At 64.2% G+C, this 21,531-nt stretch carries 26 protein-coding genes; 17 read left to right on the top strand and 9 right to left on the bottom strand.

All coding sequences use genetic code 11. The features are described from left to right. Positions 1-603: 603 nt before the first annotated feature. Positions 604-870, bottom strand: coding sequence for a 30S ribosomal protein S20 (gene rpsT / locus RAD15_RS11365; protein WP_008136028.1), 267 nt, complete (start codon positions 868-870; stop codon positions 604-606). A 376-nt stretch (positions 871-1,246) separates the two neighbouring features. On the opposite strand from rpsT, the gene RAD15_RS11370 reads away from it, so the two are divergent. The 3 genes from RAD15_RS11370 to RAD15_RS11380 all read left to right on the top strand — a co-directional run bounded on the left by RAD15_RS11370 (position 1,247) and on the right by RAD15_RS11380 (position 3,392). Beyond that, positions 1,247-1,564 carry a hypothetical protein gene (locus RAD15_RS11370; protein ID WP_007616084.1) on the top strand — a complete coding sequence of 106 codons (318 nt, stop codon included), beginning with the start codon at positions 1,247-1,249 and terminating at the stop codon, positions 1,562-1,564. 195 nt (positions 1,565-1,759) lie between these two features. Next, positions 1,760-2,416, top strand: coding sequence for a peptide-methionine (S)-S-oxide reductase MsrA (gene msrA / locus RAD15_RS11375; protein ID WP_458177283.1), 657 nt, complete (start codon positions 1,760-1,762; stop codon positions 2,414-2,416). Positions 2,417-2,645: 229 nt separating this feature from the next. Then, positions 2,646-3,392: a polysaccharide biosynthesis/export family protein gene (locus RAD15_RS11380; RefSeq protein WP_458177285.1), complete on the top strand. Its 747-nt coding sequence runs from the start codon at positions 2,646-2,648 to the stop codon at positions 3,390-3,392. Between the two features lies 1 nt (position 3,393). On the opposite strand, the gene RAD15_RS11385 is transcribed toward RAD15_RS11380, so the two are convergent. From RAD15_RS11385 to RAD15_RS11400, 4 genes are all read right to left on the bottom strand, one after another. Further along, positions 3,394-3,870 carry a hypothetical protein gene (locus RAD15_RS11385; RefSeq protein WP_458177287.1) on the bottom strand — a complete coding sequence of 159 codons (477 nt, stop codon included), beginning with the start codon at positions 3,868-3,870 and terminating at the stop codon, positions 3,394-3,396. A 95-nt stretch (positions 3,871-3,965) separates the two neighbouring features. Next, positions 3,966-4,640, bottom strand: coding sequence for a dienelactone hydrolase family protein (locus RAD15_RS11390; RefSeq protein ID WP_458177289.1), 675 nt, complete (start codon positions 4,638-4,640; stop codon positions 3,966-3,968). Positions 4,641-4,830: 190 nt separating this feature from the next. Further along, the gene (locus RAD15_RS11395) at positions 4,831-5,172 is read right to left on the bottom strand and encodes a hypothetical protein (protein ID WP_458177291.1); all 342 of its coding nucleotides are present in this window, start codon (positions 5,170-5,172) and stop codon (positions 4,831-4,833) included. A gap of 16 nt (positions 5,173-5,188) precedes the next feature. Next, positions 5,189-5,953 carry an alpha/beta fold hydrolase gene (locus RAD15_RS11400; protein WP_458177293.1) on the bottom strand — a complete coding sequence of 255 codons (765 nt, stop codon included), beginning with the start codon at positions 5,951-5,953 and terminating at the stop codon, positions 5,189-5,191. 285 nt (positions 5,954-6,238) lie between these two features. Here RAD15_RS11400 and RAD15_RS11405 point away from each other — a divergent pair, with 285 nt between their 5' ends. Next, positions 6,239-7,333 carry an HD-GYP domain-containing protein gene (locus RAD15_RS11405; RefSeq protein ID WP_458177295.1) on the top strand — a complete coding sequence of 365 codons (1,095 nt, stop codon included), beginning with the start codon at positions 6,239-6,241 and terminating at the stop codon, positions 7,331-7,333. A gap of 147 nt (positions 7,334-7,480) precedes the next feature. Here RAD15_RS11405 and RAD15_RS11410 read toward each other — a convergent pair whose 3' ends face one another. After that, a complete protein-coding gene (locus tag RAD15_RS11410; protein WP_458177297.1) occupies positions 7,481-9,061 on the bottom strand; it encodes an AMP-binding protein in 1,581 nt (526 codons plus the stop codon). A 240-nt stretch (positions 9,062-9,301) separates the two neighbouring features. Then, positions 9,302-9,712, bottom strand: a complete 411-nt coding sequence (locus tag RAD15_RS11415) for a VOC family protein (protein ID WP_458177299.1) — start codon at positions 9,710-9,712, stop codon at positions 9,302-9,304. Between the two features lie 126 nt (positions 9,713-9,838). On the opposite strand from RAD15_RS11415, the gene RAD15_RS11420 reads away from it, so the two are divergent. From RAD15_RS11420 to RAD15_RS11440, 5 genes are all read left to right on the top strand, one after another. Further along, on the top strand, positions 9,839-10,813 hold the full coding sequence (locus RAD15_RS11420) for a Bug family tripartite tricarboxylate transporter substrate binding protein (protein WP_458177301.1): 975 nt from the start codon (positions 9,839-9,841) through the stop codon (positions 10,811-10,813). A gap of 149 nt (positions 10,814-10,962) precedes the next feature. Further along, positions 10,963-11,241, top strand: a complete 279-nt coding sequence (locus RAD15_RS11425; protein WP_458177303.1) for a DUF3551 domain-containing protein — start codon at positions 10,963-10,965, stop codon at positions 11,239-11,241. Positions 11,242-11,340: 99 nt separating this feature from the next. Then, positions 11,341-11,805 (top strand): ArsR/SmtB family transcription factor, encoded by a 465-nt coding sequence (locus RAD15_RS11430; protein ID WP_458177305.1) that lies wholly within the window; start codon positions 11,341-11,343, stop codon positions 11,803-11,805. Continuing rightward, positions 11,805-12,149: an SRPBCC family protein gene (locus tag RAD15_RS11435; RefSeq protein ID WP_458177307.1), complete on the top strand. Its 345-nt coding sequence runs from the start codon at positions 11,805-11,807 to the stop codon at positions 12,147-12,149. The genes RAD15_RS11430 and RAD15_RS11435 overlap by 1 nt, the downstream gene beginning before the upstream one ends. A 16-nt stretch (positions 12,150-12,165) precedes the next feature. After that, positions 12,166-12,903 carry a DUF899 domain-containing protein gene (locus RAD15_RS11440; RefSeq protein ID WP_458177309.1) on the top strand — a complete coding sequence of 246 codons (738 nt, stop codon included), beginning with the start codon at positions 12,166-12,168 and terminating at the stop codon, positions 12,901-12,903. 176 nt (positions 12,904-13,079) lie between these two features. Here RAD15_RS11440 and RAD15_RS11445 read toward each other — a convergent pair whose 3' ends face one another. Beyond that, positions 13,080-14,327, bottom strand: a complete 1,248-nt coding sequence (locus RAD15_RS11445) for a S1C family serine protease (protein WP_458177311.1) — start codon at positions 14,325-14,327, stop codon at positions 13,080-13,082. Positions 14,328-14,529: 202 nt separating this feature from the next. On the opposite strand from RAD15_RS11445, the gene RAD15_RS11450 reads away from it, so the two are divergent. The 6 genes from RAD15_RS11450 (at position 14,530) to RAD15_RS11475 (ending at position 19,280) form a co-directional block, all read left to right on the top strand. Beyond that, the gene (locus tag RAD15_RS11450; RefSeq protein WP_458177313.1) at positions 14,530-15,147 is read left to right on the top strand and encodes a hypothetical protein; all 618 of its coding nucleotides are present in this window, start codon (positions 14,530-14,532) and stop codon (positions 15,145-15,147) included. After that, positions 15,134-15,508, top strand: a complete 375-nt coding sequence (locus RAD15_RS11455) for a transcriptional regulator (protein WP_458177315.1) — start codon at positions 15,134-15,136, stop codon at positions 15,506-15,508. The genes RAD15_RS11450 and RAD15_RS11455 overlap by 14 nt, the downstream gene beginning before the upstream one ends. Positions 15,509-15,538: 30 nt before the next feature. Further along, positions 15,539-16,294 (top strand): di-trans,poly-cis-decaprenylcistransferase, encoded by a 756-nt coding sequence (locus tag RAD15_RS11460; RefSeq protein WP_458177317.1) that lies wholly within the window; start codon positions 15,539-15,541, stop codon positions 16,292-16,294. 234 nt (positions 16,295-16,528) lie between these two features. Further along, entirely contained in the window at positions 16,529-18,055 is a 1,527-nt protein-coding gene (gene bchE, locus RAD15_RS11465) for a magnesium-protoporphyrin IX monomethyl ester anaerobic oxidative cyclase (RefSeq protein ID WP_458177319.1), read from the top strand. Between the two features lie 138 nt (positions 18,056-18,193). Continuing rightward, the gene (locus RAD15_RS11470; protein ID WP_458177321.1) at positions 18,194-18,736 is read left to right on the top strand and encodes an N-acetyltransferase family protein; all 543 of its coding nucleotides are present in this window, start codon (positions 18,194-18,196) and stop codon (positions 18,734-18,736) included. 58 nt (positions 18,737-18,794) lie between these two features. After that, positions 18,795-19,280: a Crp/Fnr family transcriptional regulator gene (locus RAD15_RS11475; RefSeq protein WP_458177323.1), complete on the top strand. Its 486-nt coding sequence runs from the start codon at positions 18,795-18,797 to the stop codon at positions 19,278-19,280. Here the strand turns inward: RAD15_RS11475 and RAD15_RS11480 are convergent. Then, positions 19,219-20,046, bottom strand: coding sequence for a metallophosphoesterase family protein (locus tag RAD15_RS11480; protein ID WP_458177325.1), 828 nt, complete (start codon positions 20,044-20,046; stop codon positions 19,219-19,221). The genes RAD15_RS11475 and RAD15_RS11480 overlap by 62 nt on opposite strands. A gap of 210 nt (positions 20,047-20,256) precedes the next feature. On the opposite strand from RAD15_RS11480, the gene RAD15_RS11485 reads away from it, so the two are divergent. After that, on the top strand, positions 20,257-20,943 hold the full coding sequence (locus RAD15_RS11485; protein WP_458177407.1) for a DNA-3-methyladenine glycosylase I: 687 nt from the start codon (positions 20,257-20,259) through the stop codon (positions 20,941-20,943). A gap of 205 nt (positions 20,944-21,148) precedes the next feature. Beyond that, positions 21,149-21,442: a hypothetical protein gene (locus RAD15_RS11490; RefSeq protein WP_254146995.1), complete on the top strand. Its 294-nt coding sequence runs from the start codon at positions 21,149-21,151 to the stop codon at positions 21,440-21,442. The last annotated feature ends 89 nt before the right edge of the window (positions 21,443-21,531 follow it).

The raw sequence follows: 21,531 nt of genomic DNA on the forward strand, positions 1-21,531 counted from the left end.
CACTATGCGGAAAGACTCGCAATGAAATTGATTCACACTTGAGGCATCAAAAAACTTGATCTGCGTTAACGCCGCGCGTGAGTTGTTCACAGGCTTCAGAGCAAGTTTTTGGATTCGTGCACAGATTCGAAAACGCCGCGTCCTGTGTGACAATTCTCCGCCACCGCCAAAAATTTTTTACAAAAGCGTCACGCGCCCGACGCGCGGGCGAATTTTCCAAATGCTTGTTGGCGCTATGTCGATAAGTGATTAGCGAGACATCGTTTTTTGAGTCTCGTTTCACAGGGTAACTCCACCGCCGGATGTGTTCCGGTGAAACTACGGTGTGCAGAACCCGCACGCGCGCAAATTCAACTTGAGCCCGCCTCGCAAGGGTTTTTCGCAGCGCAGTGAAAGTTTCCGCTGTTGCAAAACACCCGCAGGTAGAACTACGGAACGCATGATAGTGCGGACGACGCAAATCTTCCAACCGACGATCCATCGTCGCGTGACCGTTTGCGTGAATATGACAGGCAACAAAAAAGCCCGGCGCGATGCCGGGCTGTTTGACGCGTGTGATCTTCGACCCGAGCGACGAGAGGTCGCTTCAAGCTTACTTCAAGATTACTTGGCGAGCTTGGCGATCTGCGCGGTGAGGCGCGAGACTTTGCGGCTGGCGTTGTTCTTGTGAATGATGTTGCGCTGCGCGGCGCGCATCAGCGCGGGCTCGGCATTCGCCAGCGCCTGGACGGCGGCGGCACGATCGCCGGTCTTGATGGCTTCTTCGACGTTACGCACGGCGCCGCGCATCTGGGTGCGGCGCGACTTGTTGACGGCGGTGCGGCGGGCGATCTTGCGCGTCGCTTTCTTGGCGGAAGTGGTATTGGCCATGGTCTCAATGTCCTTTGCGGGTACCGGTCGCGTCTTGGTCGGGTAGCGCCGGCTTGCTTGACCGCGTAATCGACGCTCGGATTTAGGATGTTCGGTTGCTAGGCTATTCCCGGAACATGAGACCTCAAAGAGCTCTAAGCTCAAGGAGCCTGCAACTGCTCAAAGAACAGCGGCGGCAGGATTGCGCCCGCCGCCAGTTGGCGCCCTTATAGAGAGGGTCTTTGGCACCGTCAACGCTTTCCCGGGCCGGAAAATCGGTCCCTGGCGCCTGGATGCATGCCATAACGCCCTGAAGAGGTTGAATTTCTGCCGTCTCCCGGCTATTGGCTGGCGGCATTTCCAGGTCCTCCAATCGGACGACCATATAAGGTGAGGCATGATCCGCGGCTTTTTTCGACTGATTGGGCTGTTGCTGCTCGCCGGCGGGTTCATCTTCATGGTCTATGACGGCGCCCGCTGGGTGGCCGACCAGACCCTGCGGTTCACCCGGTTCGGCCAGTTCTGGAACGACATCAACCAGGCCAGCCAGACGGCGTTCAGGACCTGGGTCGAGGCCAAGGCGCCCTGGCTCTGGACCTCGGTGATCCGCCTGGTGCTGGATCAGCCGGTTTTCGCCGTCCTCGGCATTTTGGGCATCCTGCTGATGATCCTGTTCCGTCCGCGCAAGCCCCTGATCGGCTATTCCCGGGATTGATCTTCAATTCCCGCCAGGATTGATCTTCAATTCCCGCCGGGATTGAGCTTTCAATTCCCGCGACTGGGCCTCGCGCCGGCGGCCGCGTAACGGGGCTGCCCTCGCTTGCGTAGAGACCTATATTCCCACCTGATCGCGAGCACCCCGCCTGAGCATCTGGCTCACGCGACGGACAGCTCGTCGCGGAGATCCATCATGCTGTTCATGCGCAAGACCACCGCATTGCCGAGCGCAACCGAAGCGCTGCCCGGCCGTACGCAAGCCATCCCGACCGCGACCACCCATTTCGTCAACGGCAGCAAGTTGCAATCGCCTTATCCCGCCGGCCTCGAGCAGGCCGTGTTCGGGCTCGGCTGCTTCTGGGGCGCCGAGCGCAAGTTCTGGGAACTTGGCGAGGGCATCTACTCCACGGCCGTCGGCTATGCCGGCGGGCACACGCCGAACCCGACCTATGAAGAGACCTGCTCGGGACGCACCGGCCACACCGAAGTGGTGCTGGTCGTGTTCGATCCGAAGAAGATCTCGTACGAGAAGCTGTTGAAGACGTTCTGGGAGAGTCACAACCCGACGCAGGGCATGCGCCAGGGCAACGACGTCGGCACGCAGTACCGAAGCGCGATCTACACCTATTCTGACGCGCAGAAGAAGGCGGCCGACGAATCGAAGGCGCTCTACCAGAAGGCGCTTGCTGCAAAAGGCCTCGGCGCCATCACCACCGAGATCGTGCCGGCCGGCGCGTTCTATTTCGCCGAGGATTACCATCAGCAATATCTGGCGAAGAATCCCGCCGGCTATTGCGGCCTCGGCGGCACCGGCGTGTCGTGTCCGATCGGCGTTGGTGTGAGCGCGTGATCCAACCACGAACTGTCGTCATGGCCGGGCTTGTCCCGGCCATCCACGATCTTTTCGTGCGCCACCAAGAACGTGGATGCCCGGGACGAACCCGGGCATGATGGTGCGATAACGGCTGGAGAAATCAGTCTCTTCGTGTGATGCCGCTGGTGCCGCCTCCCTCGCTCAACGCTTTATTAACCATAACCGGTGCATGACTGGACCCGTCTCGTTTCGAGGGATAGGTCCGGTGCCGGTTGCACGCGCGTTTCGATGGTCGATCCTGACAGTTTCCTTGGCAGCGTCCGCCGCGCTGACCCTTGGCGGCTGCATGCAGACCGCCGGCCCCGTCGCGATGGTGCAGCCCCGCCCCGATCTCGACTCCATGGCCTATGGCCAGCCCTACGGCGCACCGCAGCCGGTTGTCGTCGCCGACGGCGGCGGCGCCATCGGCGCGCTGCGCAATTCCTTTGCCTCCTCGCCCGCGCCCATGCCGGTCGGCTACGCCGCGCCGATGGCGGGGCCGGTCCGCTATGACGCCTCCTACCATCTCGATGCCGGCGATAAGCTGCGCGTCGTGGTCTACGGCCAGGAGGGTCTCACCAACAGCTATTCGATCGATGCCGGCGGTTCCATCACCATGCCGCTGATCGGCGGGGTGCCGGCACGCGGCCGCACCACGGCAGGCCTTGCCGGCGAGATCGCCGCGCGCCTGCGCAACGGCTACATCCGCGAACCCTCGGTCGCGGTCGAGATCGAGGCCTATCGTCCCTTCTTCATCCTCGGCGAAGTCTCCGCGCCCGGCCAGTACCCTTATGTGCCGAACATGACGGTCGAAAGCGCCGTCGCGATCGCCGGCGGCTTCTCGCCCCGCGCCAAGCGCGACGCGGTCACCGTCACGCACACCGAAGGCGGCGGCTCCATGCGGGCCGTGGTGCCGCTCGGCACGCCCCTCAGCCCCGGCGACACCGTGTTCGTCGGCGAGCGCTGGTTCTAGCTCACCTCCGAAAATCCAGCCGACCGTTCGGAAAGCATCCGTCGATCCTGACGGCATCAACCACGCGCCCGACCCATGGCCGCGTGATCGCCGGCGTGGTCAGGTTGATGTATTTTCCGACCAGGCGCGCGCCGTCCCGCGCGGCATCGATCAGCCCGTGCCGCCGTCCATTGTCCCAGTCGAAGCGCAGGTAAATCCGTTCGCCCGCGATGCGGATCTCCGCGCGTCCCTCCTTCCACTTGTCCGGCGTATCGCCGGCGATGGTCGGATCGGCGCCGCCATTCCAGCGGCTCGCCCAGATGCCTTCGAGCGGATCGGACGCGGCAATGGACGCCCAATGAGCTGCGTTGGCATCGGCCGCATCGCCTGTCAGCGCGGCCGTCGCGGCATAGTCCATGACCTCACGATCATCAGGCCCGGGGACATCCATGGTTCCGAACGGATTGCGGATGACGAGGTGCGTGATGGTCTGCTGCATGGCGATCTCCCGGCGTGAGTTGGCTTTGATCGGCCAGCTCTATCGCCGGGCACCGTGATGCGCCCACCCGATTCCTGCTCTGAGGTGAGCGGAACCTACTTCGTCAAATGCGTCGCGAAAAACTCCATGCTGCGCGGCCAGGCGACGTCGGAGCTCACCTTGTCGTAGCTGGCGCGCTCGTCGCAATGGAAGCCGTGCTGGGCGCCGGGATAGACGAAGACCCCCACATCCGGCCGCTTGGTCTTGATGGTCTCGACGTCGGTCAGGGGAATGCCGGCATCCTTCTCGCCGAAATGCAGCTGCGTCGGCACCTTCGGCGTCTCGTCGGCGAAGCGCACGACGGCGCCGCCGTAATAGCCGATCGCGGCCTTCAGGCCGGTCAACCGCGTCGCCGCGACGAAGGCGATGCTGCCGCCGAGGCAGAAGCCGATGATGCCGACGGGGCCGACGCTTTTGACCGCATCGATCGCCGCCTGGGTGTCGCGCAGCATCGCGTCCCAGTCTGGATTCGCGACGAACTTGCGCGCTTCGGCGATCTCATCGGGCGTATAGCCCGACTGGAAATTCGGCGCGCTGCGGTCGAAGATCGACGGCGCGATCGCGACATAGCCCTCCTCGGCGAGACGGTCGCAGACCGAGCGGATGTGGTGATTGACACCAAAAATCTCCTGGATCACCACCACCGCGCCCTTCGGCGTGCCCGAGGGATCAGCGCGATAGCCGCCAAGCTGGAAATTATCGGAAGCGGTCAGTTTGATGTCTTGTCCCACGCGGGTTGTCCTTCTTGGTCGATCGTTGATTGAGAATACTGCCCGCTCCCCAAACTCGTCATGCCCGGGCTTGCCCCCGGGCATCCACGTTCTTGGTGCGGCACGAAAGATCGTGGATGGCCGGGACAAGCCCCGCCATGACGATGTGGCAATTTCAACGCGCGACAGCGCTTGTCATGAAGAGCCGCTCTTACTCCCACATCCAGTTCTCGCCGTAATCCTCCTTCCACCCGGCCAGACGTCCGTGGCGGAATTGCAGGAACAGGCGATGGCGGTAGGGGATCAATCCGCTGCCGCCGATGTTGCGAAGCGCCAGATAGATCTCGTTGCCGGGACGCCCCCGCACATATTGCAGCGGTTGCCCGAGGGCGCGCGCGGTCTGCTCGGCGTCCATGCCGAAGGCGAGCGGCGTGGTGTTCGACAAGGTCGCGACGAAAGGCCGGCGCGGCGGCATCGCGCCGAACGGCTCGCCCTGTGCCGGCGCGAACATCGATAGCAACACCGCGCCCGCAGCCAACATCGCTCGCTTCATTGCCTGTGTCCCTGTCCTATGCCGGCAAGTTCTTCAGGAAAGGCACGACCGCGTCAATAAAAGCCTCGGGCTGATCGATGTTGACGGCATGTCCGGCCGCGGGGATCACGACCTTTTGTGCGCCGGGAATTTTCGCGGCCATGTAGTCGGACGCGGCGAGGAACGGGGTGTCGTCGGCGCCGACCACGATCAGGCTGGGCACCTTGATGTCGGGGAGCAGTTCGATCACGCGCGCATCGCGCTGGGTCATCATGCCGCGCGCGGCGAGCGCCAGTCCCCTGGCGTCGCGATGGCTGGCGGTGGCGCGTTCGCGCGTCGCCTTCTTCAGCATGTCGAGGCCTTCGCGATCGAGCCTGTCGGCGGTGGCGAGCGCCCGCGCGTTCCAGGCCTCGCGGGCGTCGTCCTTCTTGAAGCCCGGGCCGGTGTCGATGATCAGAAGCGCGCGGGCGCGCTCCGGGTGGGCGCGATAGAACGCGAGCGACATGTAGCCGCCGAGCGACAGACCGCCGATGATGGCGCGCTTGATGCCGACGGCATCGAGGATCGCCGCCATGTCGCCGACGGTGAGCGCTTCGCTGTAGGCCTGGGGGTCATCGGGGTAATCGGACTGGCCGTGGCCACGCATGTCCCACAAGATCAATGTGTGATCCCTGGCAAGCGCCTCGACCTGGCCGTGCCACATCGCGGAGGTCGAGGAATAGCCGTGGGTGAGCAGCAATGGCGGCCCCTCGCCATGTACTTCATAATAGATCCCGACGCCGTCCCGATCGATCCTTGGCATTGTCTTGCGCCTCTTCTTGTTTCCTCGCCGCCCGCTCCCGGCTGGCCGGCCTGCGGAGATTTCAGGGCTCGAAATCTCCTTTATCATCAAGGGCCCGGCTACTGTGCATGGGGTTGTTTTTCGACATTCTGGCGGGAACCGCGGCGGCCGGCAAATCCCGTAAAATTGCGTGCAATTCCGGAAGGTTCCATTGAGCACACCTCTTAAGGCCCGGAGAACCTGATCCGGCTTAGGCTTGAGGCCAAATCCAGTCCTGTGCCCTCAGTCAGTGCTCTTGGGGAAGCCATGAACGCCTTAGCCAAACCCGCCGCCAAACGCCGGCTTCTGCTCGCCTCCGACCGCAGCGACGAGAGCACCGAGCTCGCCAGCATCCTGAAGGCCGTGGGCGACGTCTCGACGGTGACGACCCAGGAGATCCCCGAGCAGCCCTCGCGCGATCTCTCCGGCCTCGTCGTCGATATCAACCTGCGCTCGCCCGATAGCGTGCAGCGGGTGCGCAACAAGCTGCGCGGCGATGCCTATCGCTCGATGCCGCGCCTGTTCGTGCTCGCGGACGCGCTGCATCACGGCACCATGCAGGCCTGGGCGCTGGGCGCCACCGACACCATCTCGCGGCCGCTGCAACCCGACGCGATCCTTCAGCGCATCCGCGCCGCCTTCCCCGACACCGCCACCTATGACGCGACCGATCGCGGCAAGACGCTCAATCGCGGCGTCGAGGCGGCGCATGCGGTGCTGAAGAAGATGTTCGAGAAGCTGCCGCTCGGCGTGCCCCTGACCTTCGACGACGTCATCGCCGCCGAGAGCAAGATCCTGAAGGCGATCAAGCATTCCTCGCTGCGCGAATGGCTCACCACGGTCGGCTGCCACCATGTCGGCAGCTACCGGCACTGCCTGTTCGTCACCGGCTTTGCGGTGTCCTTCGCCCAGCATCTCGGCATGCGCGAGGACGACCAGCGCCGCCTGACCCGCGCCGCGCTTCTGCACGATGTCGGCAAGGCCTTCGTTCCCTCCGCGCTGCTCGACAAGCCCGGCAAGCTCACCGACGAGGAGATGGCCGAGGTGCGCCAGCATCCGCGCCGCGGCTACGACGCGCTCGCAGCCCAAGGCGGCTTCCCGCCGGAGATGCTCGACGTCGTGCTGCATCACCACGAATTCCTCGACGGCTCCGGCTATCCGAACGGCCTGTCGTCGAACCAGATCAGCGACATCGTGCGGGTGACGACGATCGTCGACATCTACGCCGCCCTGGTGGAGAAGCGTGCCTACCGCATGCCCTTCACCCACTCGCGCGCCTTCACGATGATGGAAGGCATGGGCGGCAAGCTCGACCAGCAGCTGTTGCAGGCCTTCCGCCCGGTGGCGCTGGGGTCGTTCTGAGTTTTGTCGTCCTGGCGAAAGCCAGGACCCATTACCCCAAGCGCCGGTTTGGCGAAGACTGTAGCAACGACCATCCTGCCCGTTGCGTAGATCACGCGGTATGGGTCCTGGCGTTCGCCAGGACGACGCTGTGGAGATAGCCCGCCGCTACCCCACCATCTTCCTCAACTCCGCCTTCGCCACCTTCTCCAGCGTCGAGCGCGGCATGTCGTCGACGAGGCGCACCTCGCGCGGCACCTTGAAATCGGCGAGGCCTTTGCGACAGGCGGCCATCACGCGCTCATGCAGGTCCGGCGCAGCGCCCGCGACGCCGCCTTGCGGGATGATGAAAACGACCGGCACCTCGTCCAGCATCGGATGCTTCTTCGCCACCACCGCTGCCTCGCGCACGCCTGATACGAGCGCGATCACCTGTTCGATCTCGGAGGCTGCGACGTTCTCGCCGCCGACCTTCAGCATGTCCTTGGCACGGTCGCCGAACTTGATGAAGCCGTTCTCGAGCCGATCGACGCGGTCGCCGGTGAGGAAGAAGCCGTGCGCGTCGAAGCTTTCGCGCGTCGCCTTCTCGTTGTGAAGGTACTCGGCGAACAGCGACAGGCCGGGGATTCCCTTGATCGCGAGATTGCCGGTGTCGCCGATCTCGGTCGGCCGGCCGTCGTCGTCGGTGATGCGGATTTCATATTCCGGCGCGGCGCGGCCGATCGACATCGGGATGTTGGGCTGGTCGACCTCGCCGACGATGCCGTGGGTGATGGTCTCGGTCATACCCCACCACCCGATCATCTTGACGCCGAATGCTGCAAAAGCCGGCGGCTCGTTGATGGCCGTGCCCCACAGGCGGAATTTGTGGTCGTTCGGGATCTCCTGCTCGAGCAGCGCCTTCATGCAGAACGGAATGGTCGAGGTCCAGGTCGAGCCGTGCTCGCGCGCGACGCTCCAGAACCGGCTCGCGGAAAAGCGCGGCTGGATCACGCAGCTGGCGCCGACCCACAGCGTCGCCAGCATCGAGTAGGCGAGGGCATTGGTGTGGAACAGCGGCAGATAGGCCTGGTGCACGTCGCCGGCGTGCAGGTCCTCATGGGCGGCGTTGATCTTGGCGCCCCACAACGCGTTGGCGTGGGTCCACAGCACGGCCTTGGGGCGCGACGTCGTGCCCGAGGTGTACTGCACGCTGCACGGCGCGAGCGGATCGGTCGCGCGCCTGGGACGATCGGCGCTGTCGGCGAACAGCGATTCAAAACTGTCGCCGCGCGAGATCGCTTGCGCAGGCGCTGCGCCCGCGTCATGCGAGGTCACCGCCAGCCAGCGGATGTTGCGGCAGTTCTGCGCGACTACTTCCGCATAGGCCGGCTGCGTGATCGCGGCGACCGCGCCGCAATGATCGGCGAAATATTCGATCTCCGCCGGCGCCGAGCGCGTGTTGGTCGTGACTGCGATGGCCCCCAGTTCGACGCAGGCAAACCAGGCCAGCATCGCCTCGATGCAATTGTCCAGGTGAATGAGCACATATTCGCCCGGCCTGATGCCTCGCCTTGCGAGCCCCGCCGCGAGCGCGCCGACCCGCTCGTGAAACTCGCCGTAGCTCCAGCGCCGTGCCGGCGCATCGAACGGCGCCCAGATCAGGAACGGATGTGAGCCGCGCACCTCGGCGCGCATCTTCAAGAGCCATGGCACGTCGAGGCCGTCGAATGGACCCACGATTCCGGTTGCGGTCTGTTGAGTTGGCATGCGTCCCCCCGGTGCAGCCTGCATCTTGATGGCGGCTGCCTTTTGATTATTGCGTCTTCCTGCCATCGAATGGCGCGGGGAGCAAATTGGGGGCGCGACATGCGGTGCAGCGAAGCCCGTACTCTCTCCGTCGTCATTCCGGGATGGTCCGAAGGACCAGACCCGGAATCTCGAGATTCTCAGGTGCGCAACTGCGCACCATAGTTCGGTGCTGCGCACCGCCCCGGAATGACGACGAGTCTAGTTTTCGTACGAGGAAATCTCGATCAGACTGCCATCCGGGTCCCGGCAATAGACCGAACGCAGCGTGCCGCGGGCGCCCTGCTTGGGAACCGGACCTTCCTCGATCGCGACGCCGTGTGCCTTCAGATGCGCCACCACCTCGTCGGGCGCGGCGGAGGTGAGGAAGCACAGATCCTCGCTGCCGGCGGTCTGGTGATCGGCGGTGAACCACTCCACCTTGTCGGCATCGCGCGGCCGGACGTTGATTTTCTGGTTACCGAATTGCAACGATGTCCGCGGCGCTTTGCCGCCGCCGGGGTCGAACACCTTGACTTCCATGCCGAGAATCTTGCGGTACCACTCCGTGGTCCGCGCGACGTCGGCGACATTGATCACGAGATGATCGAGGGCCTCGACCTTGACCGGCATGCCTTATCCTTTCGTCGTGATGCGCCGCGCGCACTTTCCGCCTGCGGCAAGCTTTGTTACAACCGCCTCGACGCCACTATCATGATATCTCGCTTTCAAGAACAACACGTTGGGAGAACCCTTGAGATGATCACTCGCCGTACCGCGCTGGGCCTGCTCGCCGCCAGTCCGCTTGCAGCCACCCCGCTGTCGAAGGCCCTTGCCGCCGATTATCCGGCCCGTCCGGTGAAATGGGTGGTCGGCTATCCGCCGGGCGGGGCCACCGATATTCTGGCGCGGCTGATCGGCCAGCGGCTGTCGGAAAAGTTCGGCCAGCAATTCGTGATCGAGAACAAGCCGGGCGCCGGCAACAATATCGGCACCGAATCGGTGATCAATGCCGAGCCCGACGGCTACACGCTGCAGCTGGTCAATCCGGCCAACTACATCAACGCCTCGCTGTACACCAACCTGAAGTTCAATTTCGTGCGCGACATCGCGCCGGTGGCCTCGTTCCAGCGTGTGCCGAACGTGATGACCGTCAACAAGGACGTGCCGGCGAAGAACGTCGCCGAGTTCATCGAGTACGTGAAGGCCAATCCCGGCAAGGTCAACATGGCCTCGTCCGGCAACGGCACCTCGGTGCATCTGTCCGGCGAGATGTTCATGGCCATGACCGGCTGCAAGATGCAGCACGTGCCCTATCGCGGCGCGGCGCCCGCGATCACCGACATGCTCGGCGGCCAGGTGCAGGTGATCTTCGACAACATGCCCTCGATCATCCAGCACATCCGCTCCGGCTCGCTCCGCGCGATCGGCGTCACCACCGCCGAGCGTTCGCCGCAATTGCCCGACGTACAGCCGATCGCCGACACGGTGAAGGGCTACGAGGCGAGCGCGCTGTTCGGCATGGGCGCGCCGAAGAACACGCCGAAGGAGATCATCGCCAAGCTCAACAGCGAGATCAACACGCTGATGAAGGAGCCGGACATGTCCAAGCGCCTGGTCGAGCTCGGCGGCGAGCCGCGGGTGCAGACGCCCGAGGCGTTCGGCGACGAGATCAAGGCCGAGACCGAGAAGTGGAAGAAGGTCGTCGAGTTCGCCGGCCTGAAGGTCGAGTAGCGATCTTGTGATGATCGTGATTGGAGCCCTGCCGTTCGGCAGGGCTTTTTTCTTGCGTAATTGATGGCGTTGATCTGGAATAAAGCGGCGCGGCGAACGTGATGATATATGGCGCCGTATCTCGCGCCATGAACAGAGGAGTTGGGATCATGCGCAAGACGCAATTGGCCCTGCTGACATTGGGCGCGACGGTCCTCGCCGGTGTCGTCACCATCACGCCCGCTGCGGCGCGCGATTATCCCTGGTGCGCGCAGGGCGGCGAGTACGATTATCCCGGCGAATGCGCCTACAGCACCTACCAGCAATGCCAGGCCAGCGTGTCCGGCCGCTTGCTGTACTGCGACCGCAACCCTCGCTTTGCCTACGGCCAGCAACTGGCCCCGCTACCACGGCCGCACCGGCGGACGGGGCCCGTCGCGCCATACTAATCGCGCGTCGTACGATCTCGGCCTGATCACGCAGTCGTGCAGACCCGCGTGCGCGGGTTCCTGCTTGACCATCAGGGGTTCGCGTTTATACTAAACCACATGGTTAAGTATAGGGATGAAACGCTGGACCGCACCTTTGCGGCGCTCTCCGACCCGACGCGGCGTGCCCTTCTGGCGCGCCTCGGCGAGCGGGACAGCCTGTCTGTGAGCGAACTCGCCGCGCCGTTTCCGGTCTCGCTGCCGGCGATCATGAAGCATCTCGACGTGCTCACGGATGCGGGCCTGATCATGCGCGAGAAGACCGGACGCACGGTCGCCTGCCGGCTCACCGCGCAGCCGATGGAGCAGGCGATGAACTGGCTCAATCGCTATGCGCAGTTCTGGTCCGACAATCTCGATCGTCTCGCCGCCTTCGTGGAGGAAGAGAAATGGCCAACGCAGCCGTCAACGCCGCCGATCGCCCAACAGAACGTCCAACGGAACGTCCAAGTCTCACGCTCACGCGCCGGCTCGGCGCGCGGCCGGAAAAAGTCTTCGACGCCTGGACGCAAGCCGCGCAGCTAGTGCAGTGGTTCGGACCGCCGAACATGAAGCCGGCGACGCTCCAGGCCGAGCTCGACGTTCGCACCGGCGGCAGCTTTCGCATCGGCTTCACCCGTGACGACGGCGAATATTTCGAGGCCGGCGGCAGCTATCGCGAGGTCGTGCCGGACGAGCGGCTCGTCTTCACCTGGGCCTGGCACTCGACGCCGGAGCGTGAGTCGCTGGTGACGATCACGCTGAAGCCGGACGGTGCCGGCACCCTGATGATTTTCCACCATGCCCAGTTCTTCGACGAGACCGCGCGCGACAATCACCAGCGCGGCTGGAACTCGTTCCTCGACAAGCTCGATGCTTTCGTCTCCTGACACCAGGGAGGACACCATGCAGCATCATCAGATCGTCTCGCGCGAGCAATGGATTGCCGCGCGCAAGGCTCATCTGGCGCGCGAGAAAGAGTTCACGGCGGCGCGCGAGCGCCTCGCCGAGGAGCGACGCGCCTTGCCCTGGGTCAAGGTCGACAAGAATTACGTGTTCGACGGGCCGAACGGCAGGGTGACGCTCGGCGATCTCTTCAGAGGCCGCCCGCAGCTCGTCGTGCAGCATGTGATGTTCGCGCCCGACTGGGAAGCGGCTTGCAAGAGCTGCTCATTCTGGGCCGACGGACTTGATCGCATGGCGCCGCATCTGGCTGCGCGCGACACCACCATCGTCGCGGTCTCGCTGGCACCCAGCGCGAAGCTAGAGGGCTTCAAGAAGCGGATGGGCTGGACTTTTGACTGGGTCTCCTCGGGGAGCAACGACTTCAACCGCGACTACGGCGTGACGTTCTCGCAGGAGCAGATCGCGACCGGCGAGCCCAGTTACAATTTCGGCACCACTGCGATCTACGGTCCCGAGTTGCCCGGCATCAGCGTGTTCTACCGCGACGAGGCCGGCGAGATCTTCCACACCTATTCCTGTTTCGCCCGCGGCCTCGACATGATGAACGCCGCCTATCAGTATCTTGATCTCACCCCGCTCGGCCGCCACGAGCGGGGCCTGCCCTATCCGATGGACTGGGTCCGCCTCCGCGACCAGTACGAGCCGCAGGCGGCGAAGGATGCATGCTGCCACGGGTGAGGGGAGCGGTTCGTTCCTCGATGTCGTCCTGGCGAAAGCCAGGACCCATACCGCGGAATCTATCGATGGCGCTCGGTTGTCGTACCGAACTAATCTTCGCCTAACTTCTTCTTGGGGTAATGGGTCCTGGCTTTCGCCAGGACGACATCCGAGGCAAGGCGCGGACAGGTCCCTCACTACCGCTTCGCGTCCGCCTGCTCGGTCGCGTTGCACGAGATCAGCATCGTATACGGCCGCGCGTTGCCGGCGATGTCGGTGGTCTTGAGTTCGCCCTTCGGCTCGGCGGTCTGATACGGCACCACGGAATTGTCGAGGAAGTCGCGCAAGGCGCCGGTCTTGATGGCGAAATTGATGTTCTCGGGAATGTTGCCGGTCGCAGCAGCGATACGCAATCCGGGGATCTTTGCGGTGACCACGCCCACGATCTGGCCGGAGGTGTCGAACAGCGGGCCGCCGCTGTTGCCGGGCTGCACGGGCGCGCTGATTTGCAGGAAACGCGTGTCGTTACGCATGCCGCTGAGCGAGCTCACGATACCGGTCGTCACGGTGAAGTCCGAACTGAGCAACCCGTGGAAGGGAAAGCCGATCGCGACGACGGAATCGCCGGAGTGGAACGAGCGGTCGCGGATCCGGGCGAAGTCCTTGAATGTCGTCGTCGACGGCGCCTGAAGCAAAGCGAGGTCATTGATGAGGTCGGTCGACACGACGCGCAGCACGACAGCGGCCTCGCCGGTGAGGTTGCCCTTGATGTCGCCGACGCAACCGTCGATGACATGATTGTTGGTGACGATGTGTCCGTTCGCGCTCACAACGAAACCGGTGCCGCTCTTGGCCCTGGCTGGCTTGCTGCCGGCGGGCGGTGGCGCCTGCTTGTCCGGCGCGGCCTGCGGCTTGGCGGCAACCTTGGTGAAATCGCCGGCCTTGTTCAGCCCGTCGGCCTTCACCTTGGTGGCGCAATTGGCCAAGGCCGCGATCACGGGCCCTGTCGAGGTCAGATCGAAATTCAGGACGGCGCGGCCGGCCGTCGCCACCATCAGGCTCGCCTTCTGAAATGCTCGCACGACGTTGGGCGGCATGACAGCCGTGAGCATGTTGGGCTGGTTCGCCGTGGCAAACAGTCTGGCCTGCTCCTGGCCGTCAAAGATAACGTCGATCGCGGCGTTCTCGCCCTTGTTGAAGCGGTAGCTGGGACTCGCGAAGGCCAGAGACCACGTGCCTGCGGCATTGTAGCCCACGACGAGGATGACGCCGTTCGCGTAGGACGTCGTCGCGGCGCAATGGGAGAAGGCGCCCGTTTCATCGTTGCTGAAAGCACCGCCGATCCAGTTGCCGACATTGACGGACCCAAACGGCCCCGCAGCATGCGCTGCTCCGACGACATACGCCTGCAATAGGAACGCAACGACAAATGACTTAAGCCACATACCAGCCCCCGGGAATGCTTTTGGATCCATCTTATCCGTGGGGAGAGGTGCCGTGCAACCGGCAGTTGTTCGTGCTGGCCGAGCGTCCTGCCGCGGCTTTTCAGGCTTGCCTTTACTTTGCGGTGCTATATACTTTGCAATACAAAGTAACGGGGACGGCACGTCCCGGCAAGCGTGGGCGGAAGAGGCTTTGGCGTTGCAGATGCGCGATCTCGACAAGGCACTGGCCGACATCGTGGCGATCCGCAGCCAGATCGCGGCCGGCACGGCGTTCCGTGGTTACGGCCCCGCGACGATGGCCGCGACCGGCGCCGTCGCGCTCCTGACCGCGATCCTGCAGTTCTGGCTGCTCGGCGATCCCACGGGCGAGCCATTCATTTTCTTTTTCGGCTGGTTCATTGCCGCCGCGCTATCCGGCCTAATAATCGGGATCGAGATGCGCGCGCGCTCTCACCGTCATCATTCGGGTCTGGCCGATGCCATGATCTACCAGGCGGTCGAACAGTTCCTGCCCGCCGGCGTTGCCGGTGTGCTGCTTGCGGTGGTGATGTGGAAGTTCGCGAGCGAGACGCTGTGGCTGCTGCCGGGGCTGTGGCAGATCCTGGTGTCGCTCGGCATTTTCGCTTCCGTCCGCTCGCTGCCGCGCACAGTCGCGCTCGCGGGCGCCTGGTATTTCATGTCCGGCTTTGCGGTGGTGGTGCTCGCGAGCCAAACCCACGCGCTATCGCCGTGGACCATGGGGCTGCCCTTCGTGATCGGGCAGTCGGTGATGGCGGCCATTCTGTATTTCGCGTCCGGAGACCATGATGTCGAAGACTGACAGCGCGCCCTTCTCCTATGAAGGGCTCGACCGCGTGATCCACGAGAAGGCGAGGCTCGGGCTTCTGACCTCGTTGATGGCACACCCGAAGGGTCTGGCGTTCGCGGATCTCAAGCAGCTCTGCGGCCTCACCGACGGCAATCTCAGCCGGCATCTCGCCGTGCTCCAGGAGGCCGGCCTCGTCGAGGTGACCAAGGGCTACGAGGGCAATCGCCCGCACACCACCTGCCGCCTCACCAAGACCGGCCGCCGCCGCTTCCTCGACTATCTCGCCGTGCTCGAGCGCCTGGTGCGCGACGCCGCCAAGGCCGCCGGCCGCGAGGCGCCGCCGCTCGGCCGTCTCGGCATCATCTCGACCTGATCCTCCCTTTTTTTGACCGGAGACTTTGCAATGCAAAGTGACGAGACCTCCAGCAACATGACCTCTCGCAGCGAGAAGCTTCACGTCGGCATCATCATGGACGGCAACGGCCGATGGGCGACGCGCCGCGGCCTGTCGCGCGTGCGTGGCCACGAGGCGGGCGTCGAGACCATCCGCCGCATCGTCGAGGCCGCGCCCAAGCAGGGCATCGGCACGCTGACGCTCTACGCCTTCTCCACCGACAATTGGCGAAGGCCGAAGGCCGAGGTGGCCGCGCTGATGACCCTGCTGCGCTTCTATCTCGCGAACGAAGTGCAGAGCCTGGTGAAGAACGGCGTACGGCTCACCGTGATCGGCCGCCGCGACCGGTTGCCCGACGGCATCGCCAATGCGATCGCTCGCGCCGAGGAGGGCACCGCCGGCGGCAGCACGCTTCACCTGCGCATCGCGGTCGATTATTCCGCGCGCGATGCCATCCTCAACGCCGCCGCGAAGGCGGCGGCACTGACCAGCCTCACCCGCGAGGCGTTCTCGCAACTCGTCACCGGCGAAGCAGGTTTGCGCGACGTCGATCTCATCATCCGCACCTCGGGCGAGAAGCGGCTGTCGGACTTCCTGCTCTGGGAAGGCGCCTATGCCGAACTGCATTTCACCGAGCGGATGTGGCCCGAATTCGACGCGGGCGATCTCGCCGCGGCGCTGGCCTCCTTCCACGGACGCGAGCGTCGCTTCGGCGGCCTCCAGGCGATCATGCCGGAAGAGGTGCCCTCACTCTCGCGGGTGTGACGCGCAGAGCGTTTTCAAGCGAAGTGGATACCGGTTCGCGTGAAGAAAACGCGTCAAAACAAAATCTAGAGCATGATCGGTTCTGATTCATCAGAGCCGATCATGCTCTAAGCGGAGCCGAGCAAGGGTCTCCGCGGCAATCATGTTCGATGTCTTCGGGTTCAGTCGGGGGATTGGGCTTCTTCATAGAAGTGGGACGGACGATCACGCCAACCAAAGCGGGAGCGAAAGTCCATGCGTGTTCTTCTTATCAACGTGCCTCACCCCTCGATCGGCAGCCGGATTCCCGACGACCATCTGCCGCCGCTCGGCCTGCTCGCGATCGGCGGTCCGCTGATCGACGACGGCCACACCGTGCGGCTGATCGATGCCGAGTTCGGTCCGATGCCGATGGACCAGATCCTGGCCGAAGCGAACCGCTTCGCCCCCGACGCCGTGCTGTTCGGCCATTCCGGCTCGACATCAGGACATCCCGTGATCGCGGAGATTGCCCGCGCTTTGGTGAAGGCGATGCCGCGCGTTTTGATCGTCTATGGCGGTGTCTTCCCGACCTATCACTGGCGAGAGGTCTTGCGTGACGAACCCTATGTCAGCGCGATCGTGCGCGGCGAGGGCGAAGAGACCGCGCGGCGCCTGATGCGTGCGCTGGAATACGGCCACGATCTCGGCGACATCGCCGGCATCGCGTTTCGCGATGCCACCGGCCCGCGTGCGACACCGCCGGCGCCTGTGATCGCCGACCTCGACGCTTATCGCATTGGCTGGGACTTGATCGATCATGCGCGCTACAGCTATTGGGGCGGCTTGCGCGCCGTGGTCGTCCAGTTCTCCCGCGGCTGTCCACATCTGTGCAATTATTGCGGCCAGCGTGGCTTCTGGACTCGCTGGCGCCATCGCGATCCCGTCCGCTTCGCCAGGGAGCTTGCGCGGCTGCACCGCGAGCACGGCGTCAAGGTCATCAACTTTGCCGACGAAAATCCGACCGTCTCGAAGAAGGCGTGGCGCGCCTTCCTCGAAGCGCTGATCGCCGAGAACGTCGATCTCATCCTGGTCGGCTCGACCCGCGCCGACGACATCGTGCGCGATGCCGACATCCTGCATCTCTACAAGAAGGCCGGCTGGCAGCGTTTCCTGCTGGGTCTGGAGAATACCGACGAAAAGACGCTGGAACTGATCCGCAAGGGCGCCACGACCGCAATCGACCGCGAGGCCATTCGCCTGCTGCGGCAGCACGGCATCCTGTCGATGGCGACCTGGGTGGTCGGGTTCGAGGAAGAGACCGATCGCGATCACTGGCGCGGGTTGAAGCAGCTGCTCGCCTACGATCCCGATCAGGTCCAGCTGCTCTACGTCACGCCGCATCGCTGGACGCCGTACTTCCGGCTCGCTGCCGACCGCCGCGTGATCCAGCCTGATCGCAGGCGATGGGACTACAAGCATCAGGTGCTGGCCACGCGCCACATGGCGCCGTGGCGTGTGCTGGTCTGGTTCAAGTTCACGGAGATGGTGTTGCAGTGTCGCCCGAAGGCGATCTGGCGGGTGCTGTTCCAGCGCGACTCCGGCCTGCGTCATGCCATGCGCTGGTACACGCAGATGGGCCGCAGGGTCTGGCCGCACGAGATCCTGGAATTCTTGCGCGCACGGCGGTTGAAATGGGGACCCACGGTGCGCGAATTCTGGGGTGCGCCGCAGGACGCCGAGGAGCAGTCGATGACCGCGACACGACCGGAGCGACGTGTCGGCAGGCGCGAGGCCGCGTGATCGCGGCCCATCTGTGACGCGCGGCACAGAGCAACGGACTGTTCGTTTTCGGCCGCAAGATTGGCGGCCATGTCCAAGCGGTCGGTGCGTCGCTTCGGTTAGGTGTGCAGTTCCTGCAACCTGCCGAAGGCGTCGCGCATGTCACAGCTATCTCTGGATGCCGTTGTCGAGCCGAACGAGACGAAAGGCACGGTCCGCATCAGGACCGCGAATGCATCCGACGTCGAGCGCCTCTCGATCTATTTCACCGGGCTTTCCACGACGACGCGCAACAAGCGTTTCATGGGAGCCCGGGCCGACCTTGCCGTGGTCGCGGCCGAATGCGTCGCCAAGGTCAGTCATCCCGATCACTTCACCCTGCTCGCCGAGCTCAGGCAGGAGGGGCAGAGCGTGATCATCGGAGAAACGCTCTACGCCTATGATGCGACCGCACGTCATGGTGATTTCGCCATTTCCGTTGCCGACGTCTTTCAGCGCCAGGGCGTCGGCCTGCAGATGATGGCGGCGATGGAGAGGCATGCGAGCGATCTCGGTCACGAGATGATCGCAGCCGAGACCGCGCGGGCGAACGCCGAAATGCGCGGCCTCGCGAAGAAGGCCGGCTTCCGGGACACCGGTCTCGGAGACTGGCAGTCGGTTCACCTCGCAAAGCATCTGTCGCGGGAGCCGTGGGCGCGTTGATTTGCCGCGTGGCACGGATCGTGCTCTAGTATCGCGGCAGCGACGGGAGCTTTCGGCGATGCGCGCAGTTCTGGACTATTGCACCGGCGGGACCGAGCGGCAGGTAGCGGCCGGTACGCTGATCGTCACCGAGGGCGGCACCACCGGCCATCTCTATGTGCTGATGCAGGGCAAGCTCGAGGTGCTCAAGGGCGAGATGGTGGTCGCCACCGTCACCGAGCCGGGTGCCGTGCTCGGCGAGATGTCGGTGCTGCTGGGCCAGCCGCATACCGCGACGGTGCGGGCCTGCTCCGACGCGGTCATCTACGAATTCGCAGATGCCGCTTCGTTCCTCAAGCAGGAGCCGGGCGTGGCGGTGCTGATCGCGACGCTGCTGGCGCAGCGGCTCAACGTCGCCAACACCTATCTCGCCGATCTCAAGCGGCAGTATGCCGGCCACGGCACGCATCTGGCCATGGTCGGCGAGGTCTTGCAGAGCATGATCAACCTGCCGCCGCTTGAGGTCTCGCCAGGCTCGGATCGGCAATCCGATCCAAGAATGTGAGCCAGTCCGGCGGTGCCTGGATCGGCTCGGCAGGCCGCTTCAGCGGCGCGTTCAGCTCGATCCACTGCGCTTCCCCGGCCGCCAGCCAGAACGCCTTGTCCGCATCGAAATCGAGCACGATGTAGGTCGGCGGCCGGCCTGGCTGCAGCCCGGTGTTGAAGACCCAGCTTTCGCCCAGCCGGTCGAACCATGAGCCATCCTTGATGAAGGGCGACTGATGCACATGGCCCGAAATCACCATCGAGGGCTGATACTGCCTGATCCATTGCACCAGCTCGACGTCGCCGAAGAAGCGCTTGCCGCCCCAGCTCGTCGGCGATTCTGCCGGCGGCGCGTGATGCACCCAGATCCAGCGCCGCAGCCGGCCGGCCGCTGCATCACGTATCTGATCCGCGATGCGCTGCTGGACCAGCGGTCCATCCCACCACGGGCACACCGTGAACAGGGTGTCGCCGATGGTGAGGCTGTCGCCGTCGCAGGCAATCCCAAGCTCCCCCACCTCCGAGATCCAGCGCGAGATCTTTTCGCCGTCCGCATTGCGTTCATCGAGGTCGTGATTGCCGGAGCACAGGATCACGCGGGTCTGCGCGGCGAGCAGCGCAAGGTATTTCTTCACCACCACGATCTGCGCGCGAAAATCCACCATCGAGCCGATGTCGAGCGCGTCGCCGGCGAAGATCACGAGGTCGAATTGCGGAGCCGCGCTGACCAGCCAGTCGAGCTGAGGCAGCGAGTAGTGCAGGTCGGCCACGACCAGGCAGCGCATGGAAAATCCGTCGGCGAGAGATAGAAAATGTCTGGGAATTCCAAAACGGCATGAAGCAAGAAGCAGACCAGCAGGGCCGCTCCTTCTCGTCGATCCAATGAGCCAGAGCATGCCGTGGCGCGTCACGCTTCGCAAGGGGGCCGGCGTTACGGGGCTGGACCGGGTCATCGAATTCTGATGTCGTGGCGCACCCTCAACGCCAGTGTCCGCATGACCTCCTTCAAGACCATTCGTGCCCGCGCCGAGAAGCGCAAGGGTGGAGCCAAGGCACTGGACAGCCTGATGCCCGACAGACCCGACCTGAAGCGGCTGGCCAGGCTCGGCGACGACCGCATCCTCGCCGAGATGACGAAGCGGGTGTTTTGCGCGGGCTTCGCCTGGAGCGTGATCGATTCGAAATGGGATAGCTTCGAAGACGCCTTCCTGCATTTCCAGCCTGCCAAGCTGACCTTCCAGCCCGAAGATTATTGGGAAGGCCTGCTGCGCGATGCGCGCATCGTGCGCAACGCAGCCAAGATCATGTCGGTGCGCGACAACGCCGCCTTCGTCCAGGAGATCGCTGGGGAGTACGGCAGCTTCGGCAAGTTTCTGGCGAAGTGGCCGTCGTCCGACGAGGTCGGCCTGCTCGATCTGCTCACCAAGCGCGGCAGCCGTCTCGGCGGCAACACCGGCCAGATGCTGCTGCGCTTCGTCGGCTGGGACGGTTTTGTGACCTCGAAGGACGTGGTGGCTTGCCTGCGCGAGGCCGGCCTCGACATCGCCGAAGAGGTCAAGTCGAAGGGCGACCTGGCAAAAGTGCAGGCGCAGTTCAACGCCTGGGCCAAGGAGAGCGGCCTGCCCTATACATATCTGTCACGCATTTGCGCGCTGTCGGTTGGAGAGAACCGGAGCGAATAGCAGCCCCACCCTTCAATGATGTGCGCAGTGTGGCGATCTCGTGCCGCGAGCGCGGCAGACGCAATGCGCGATCACGAAATGCATTTCGTCCGGAACATTTGTGCGGAGCACCCGTTCGGGAGTCTGAGCCAGGCAAATAGCGGCGCAGGGAACGCCAGTCTTGGCTCAGCTCAATGAAACCGACGTGACAGAAACGGAGCAGCTCATGAAGCTCACATCCGAACAGGTGAAGCAGACCGTCAACCAACTCGGCGCTCAGGTGCTGCCCGACGAGCATCCCGCCATGCCCCAGCTCAACAGCATGTTCGGCGAGCATACCTTCTTCGTCGACGAGACGGGCCTCAAGGTCCTCGAGCCCACCCCGTCCCTTGGCGCCGACCGCCAGAGCGGCGAAGTCGTCAGCCTCGCGGATTGGGGCGACTCCGATCTGACCCGGCTGATGGCGCACGAGCCTGAGCCGACCGGCGTGATCGTGGTGTTCGAGCACGTGAGGCATTGAAGACAGGCGCCCGGATTGACCGGTCGCGGGCTGTCCCGAAGACAACGCGCTGGAGGAACCGTTCATTGACGCAAAATCCAGCCGTGCCG

The organism is Bradyrhizobium sp. 14AA (assembly GCF_054185205.1).

What these genes read in the sequence shown, in the direction of transcription:
- rpsT (WP_008136028.1), bottom strand. Translation starts at nt 870, where the DNA reads ATGGCCAATACCACTTCCGCCAAGAAAGCGACGCGCAAGATCGCCCGC.
- RAD15_RS11370 (WP_007616084.1), top strand. Translation starts at nt 1,247, where the DNA reads ATGATCCGCGGCTTTTTTCGACTGATTGGGCTGTTGCTGCTCGCCGGC.
- msrA (WP_458177283.1), top strand. Translation starts at nt 1,760, where the DNA reads ATGCTGTTCATGCGCAAGACCACCGCATTGCCGAGCGCAACCGAAGCG.
- RAD15_RS11385 (WP_458177287.1), bottom strand. Translation starts at nt 3,870, where the DNA reads ATGCAGCAGACCATCACGCACCTCGTCATCCGCAATCCGTTCGGAACC.
- RAD15_RS11395 (WP_458177291.1), bottom strand. Translation starts at nt 5,172, where the DNA reads ATGAAGCGAGCGATGTTGGCTGCGGGCGCGGTGTTGCTATCGATGTTC.
- RAD15_RS11400 (WP_458177293.1), bottom strand. Translation starts at nt 5,953, where the DNA reads ATGCCAAGGATCGATCGGGACGGCGTCGGGATCTATTATGAAGTACAT.
- RAD15_RS11405 (WP_458177295.1), top strand. Translation starts at nt 6,239, where the DNA reads ATGAACGCCTTAGCCAAACCCGCCGCCAAACGCCGGCTTCTGCTCGCC.
- RAD15_RS11410 (WP_458177297.1), bottom strand. Translation starts at nt 9,061, where the DNA reads ATGCCAACTCAACAGACCGCAACCGGAATCGTGGGTCCATTCGACGGC.
- RAD15_RS11415 (WP_458177299.1), bottom strand. Translation starts at nt 9,712, where the DNA reads ATGCCGGTCAAGGTCGAGGCCCTCGATCATCTCGTGATCAATGTCGCC.
- RAD15_RS11420 (WP_458177301.1), top strand. Translation starts at nt 9,839, where the DNA reads ATGATCACTCGCCGTACCGCGCTGGGCCTGCTCGCCGCCAGTCCGCTT.
- RAD15_RS11425 (WP_458177303.1), top strand. Translation starts at nt 10,963, where the DNA reads ATGCGCAAGACGCAATTGGCCCTGCTGACATTGGGCGCGACGGTCCTC.
- RAD15_RS11430 (WP_458177305.1), top strand. Translation starts at nt 11,341, where the DNA reads ATGGTTAAGTATAGGGATGAAACGCTGGACCGCACCTTTGCGGCGCTC.
- RAD15_RS11440 (WP_458177309.1), top strand. Translation starts at nt 12,166, where the DNA reads ATGCAGCATCATCAGATCGTCTCGCGCGAGCAATGGATTGCCGCGCGC.
- RAD15_RS11445 (WP_458177311.1), bottom strand. Translation starts at nt 14,327, where the DNA reads ATGTGGCTTAAGTCATTTGTCGTTGCGTTCCTATTGCAGGCGTATGTC.
- RAD15_RS11450 (WP_458177313.1), top strand. Translation starts at nt 14,530, where the DNA reads ATGCGCGATCTCGACAAGGCACTGGCCGACATCGTGGCGATCCGCAGC.
- RAD15_RS11455 (WP_458177315.1), top strand. Translation starts at nt 15,134, where the DNA reads ATGTCGAAGACTGACAGCGCGCCCTTCTCCTATGAAGGGCTCGACCGC.
- RAD15_RS11460 (WP_458177317.1), top strand. Translation starts at nt 15,539, where the DNA reads ATGCAAAGTGACGAGACCTCCAGCAACATGACCTCTCGCAGCGAGAAG.
- bchE (WP_458177319.1), top strand. Translation starts at nt 16,529, where the DNA reads ATGCGTGTTCTTCTTATCAACGTGCCTCACCCCTCGATCGGCAGCCGG.
- RAD15_RS11470 (WP_458177321.1), top strand. Translation starts at nt 18,194, where the DNA reads ATGTCACAGCTATCTCTGGATGCCGTTGTCGAGCCGAACGAGACGAAA.
- RAD15_RS11475 (WP_458177323.1), top strand. Translation starts at nt 18,795, where the DNA reads ATGCGCGCAGTTCTGGACTATTGCACCGGCGGGACCGAGCGGCAGGTA.
- RAD15_RS11480 (WP_458177325.1), bottom strand. Translation starts at nt 20,046, where the DNA reads ATGCGCTGCCTGGTCGTGGCCGACCTGCACTACTCGCTGCCTCAGCTC.
- RAD15_RS11485 (WP_458177407.1), top strand. Translation starts at nt 20,257, where the DNA reads ATGACCTCCTTCAAGACCATTCGTGCCCGCGCCGAGAAGCGCAAGGGT.
- RAD15_RS11490 (WP_254146995.1), top strand. Translation starts at nt 21,149, where the DNA reads ATGAAGCTCACATCCGAACAGGTGAAGCAGACCGTCAACCAACTCGGC.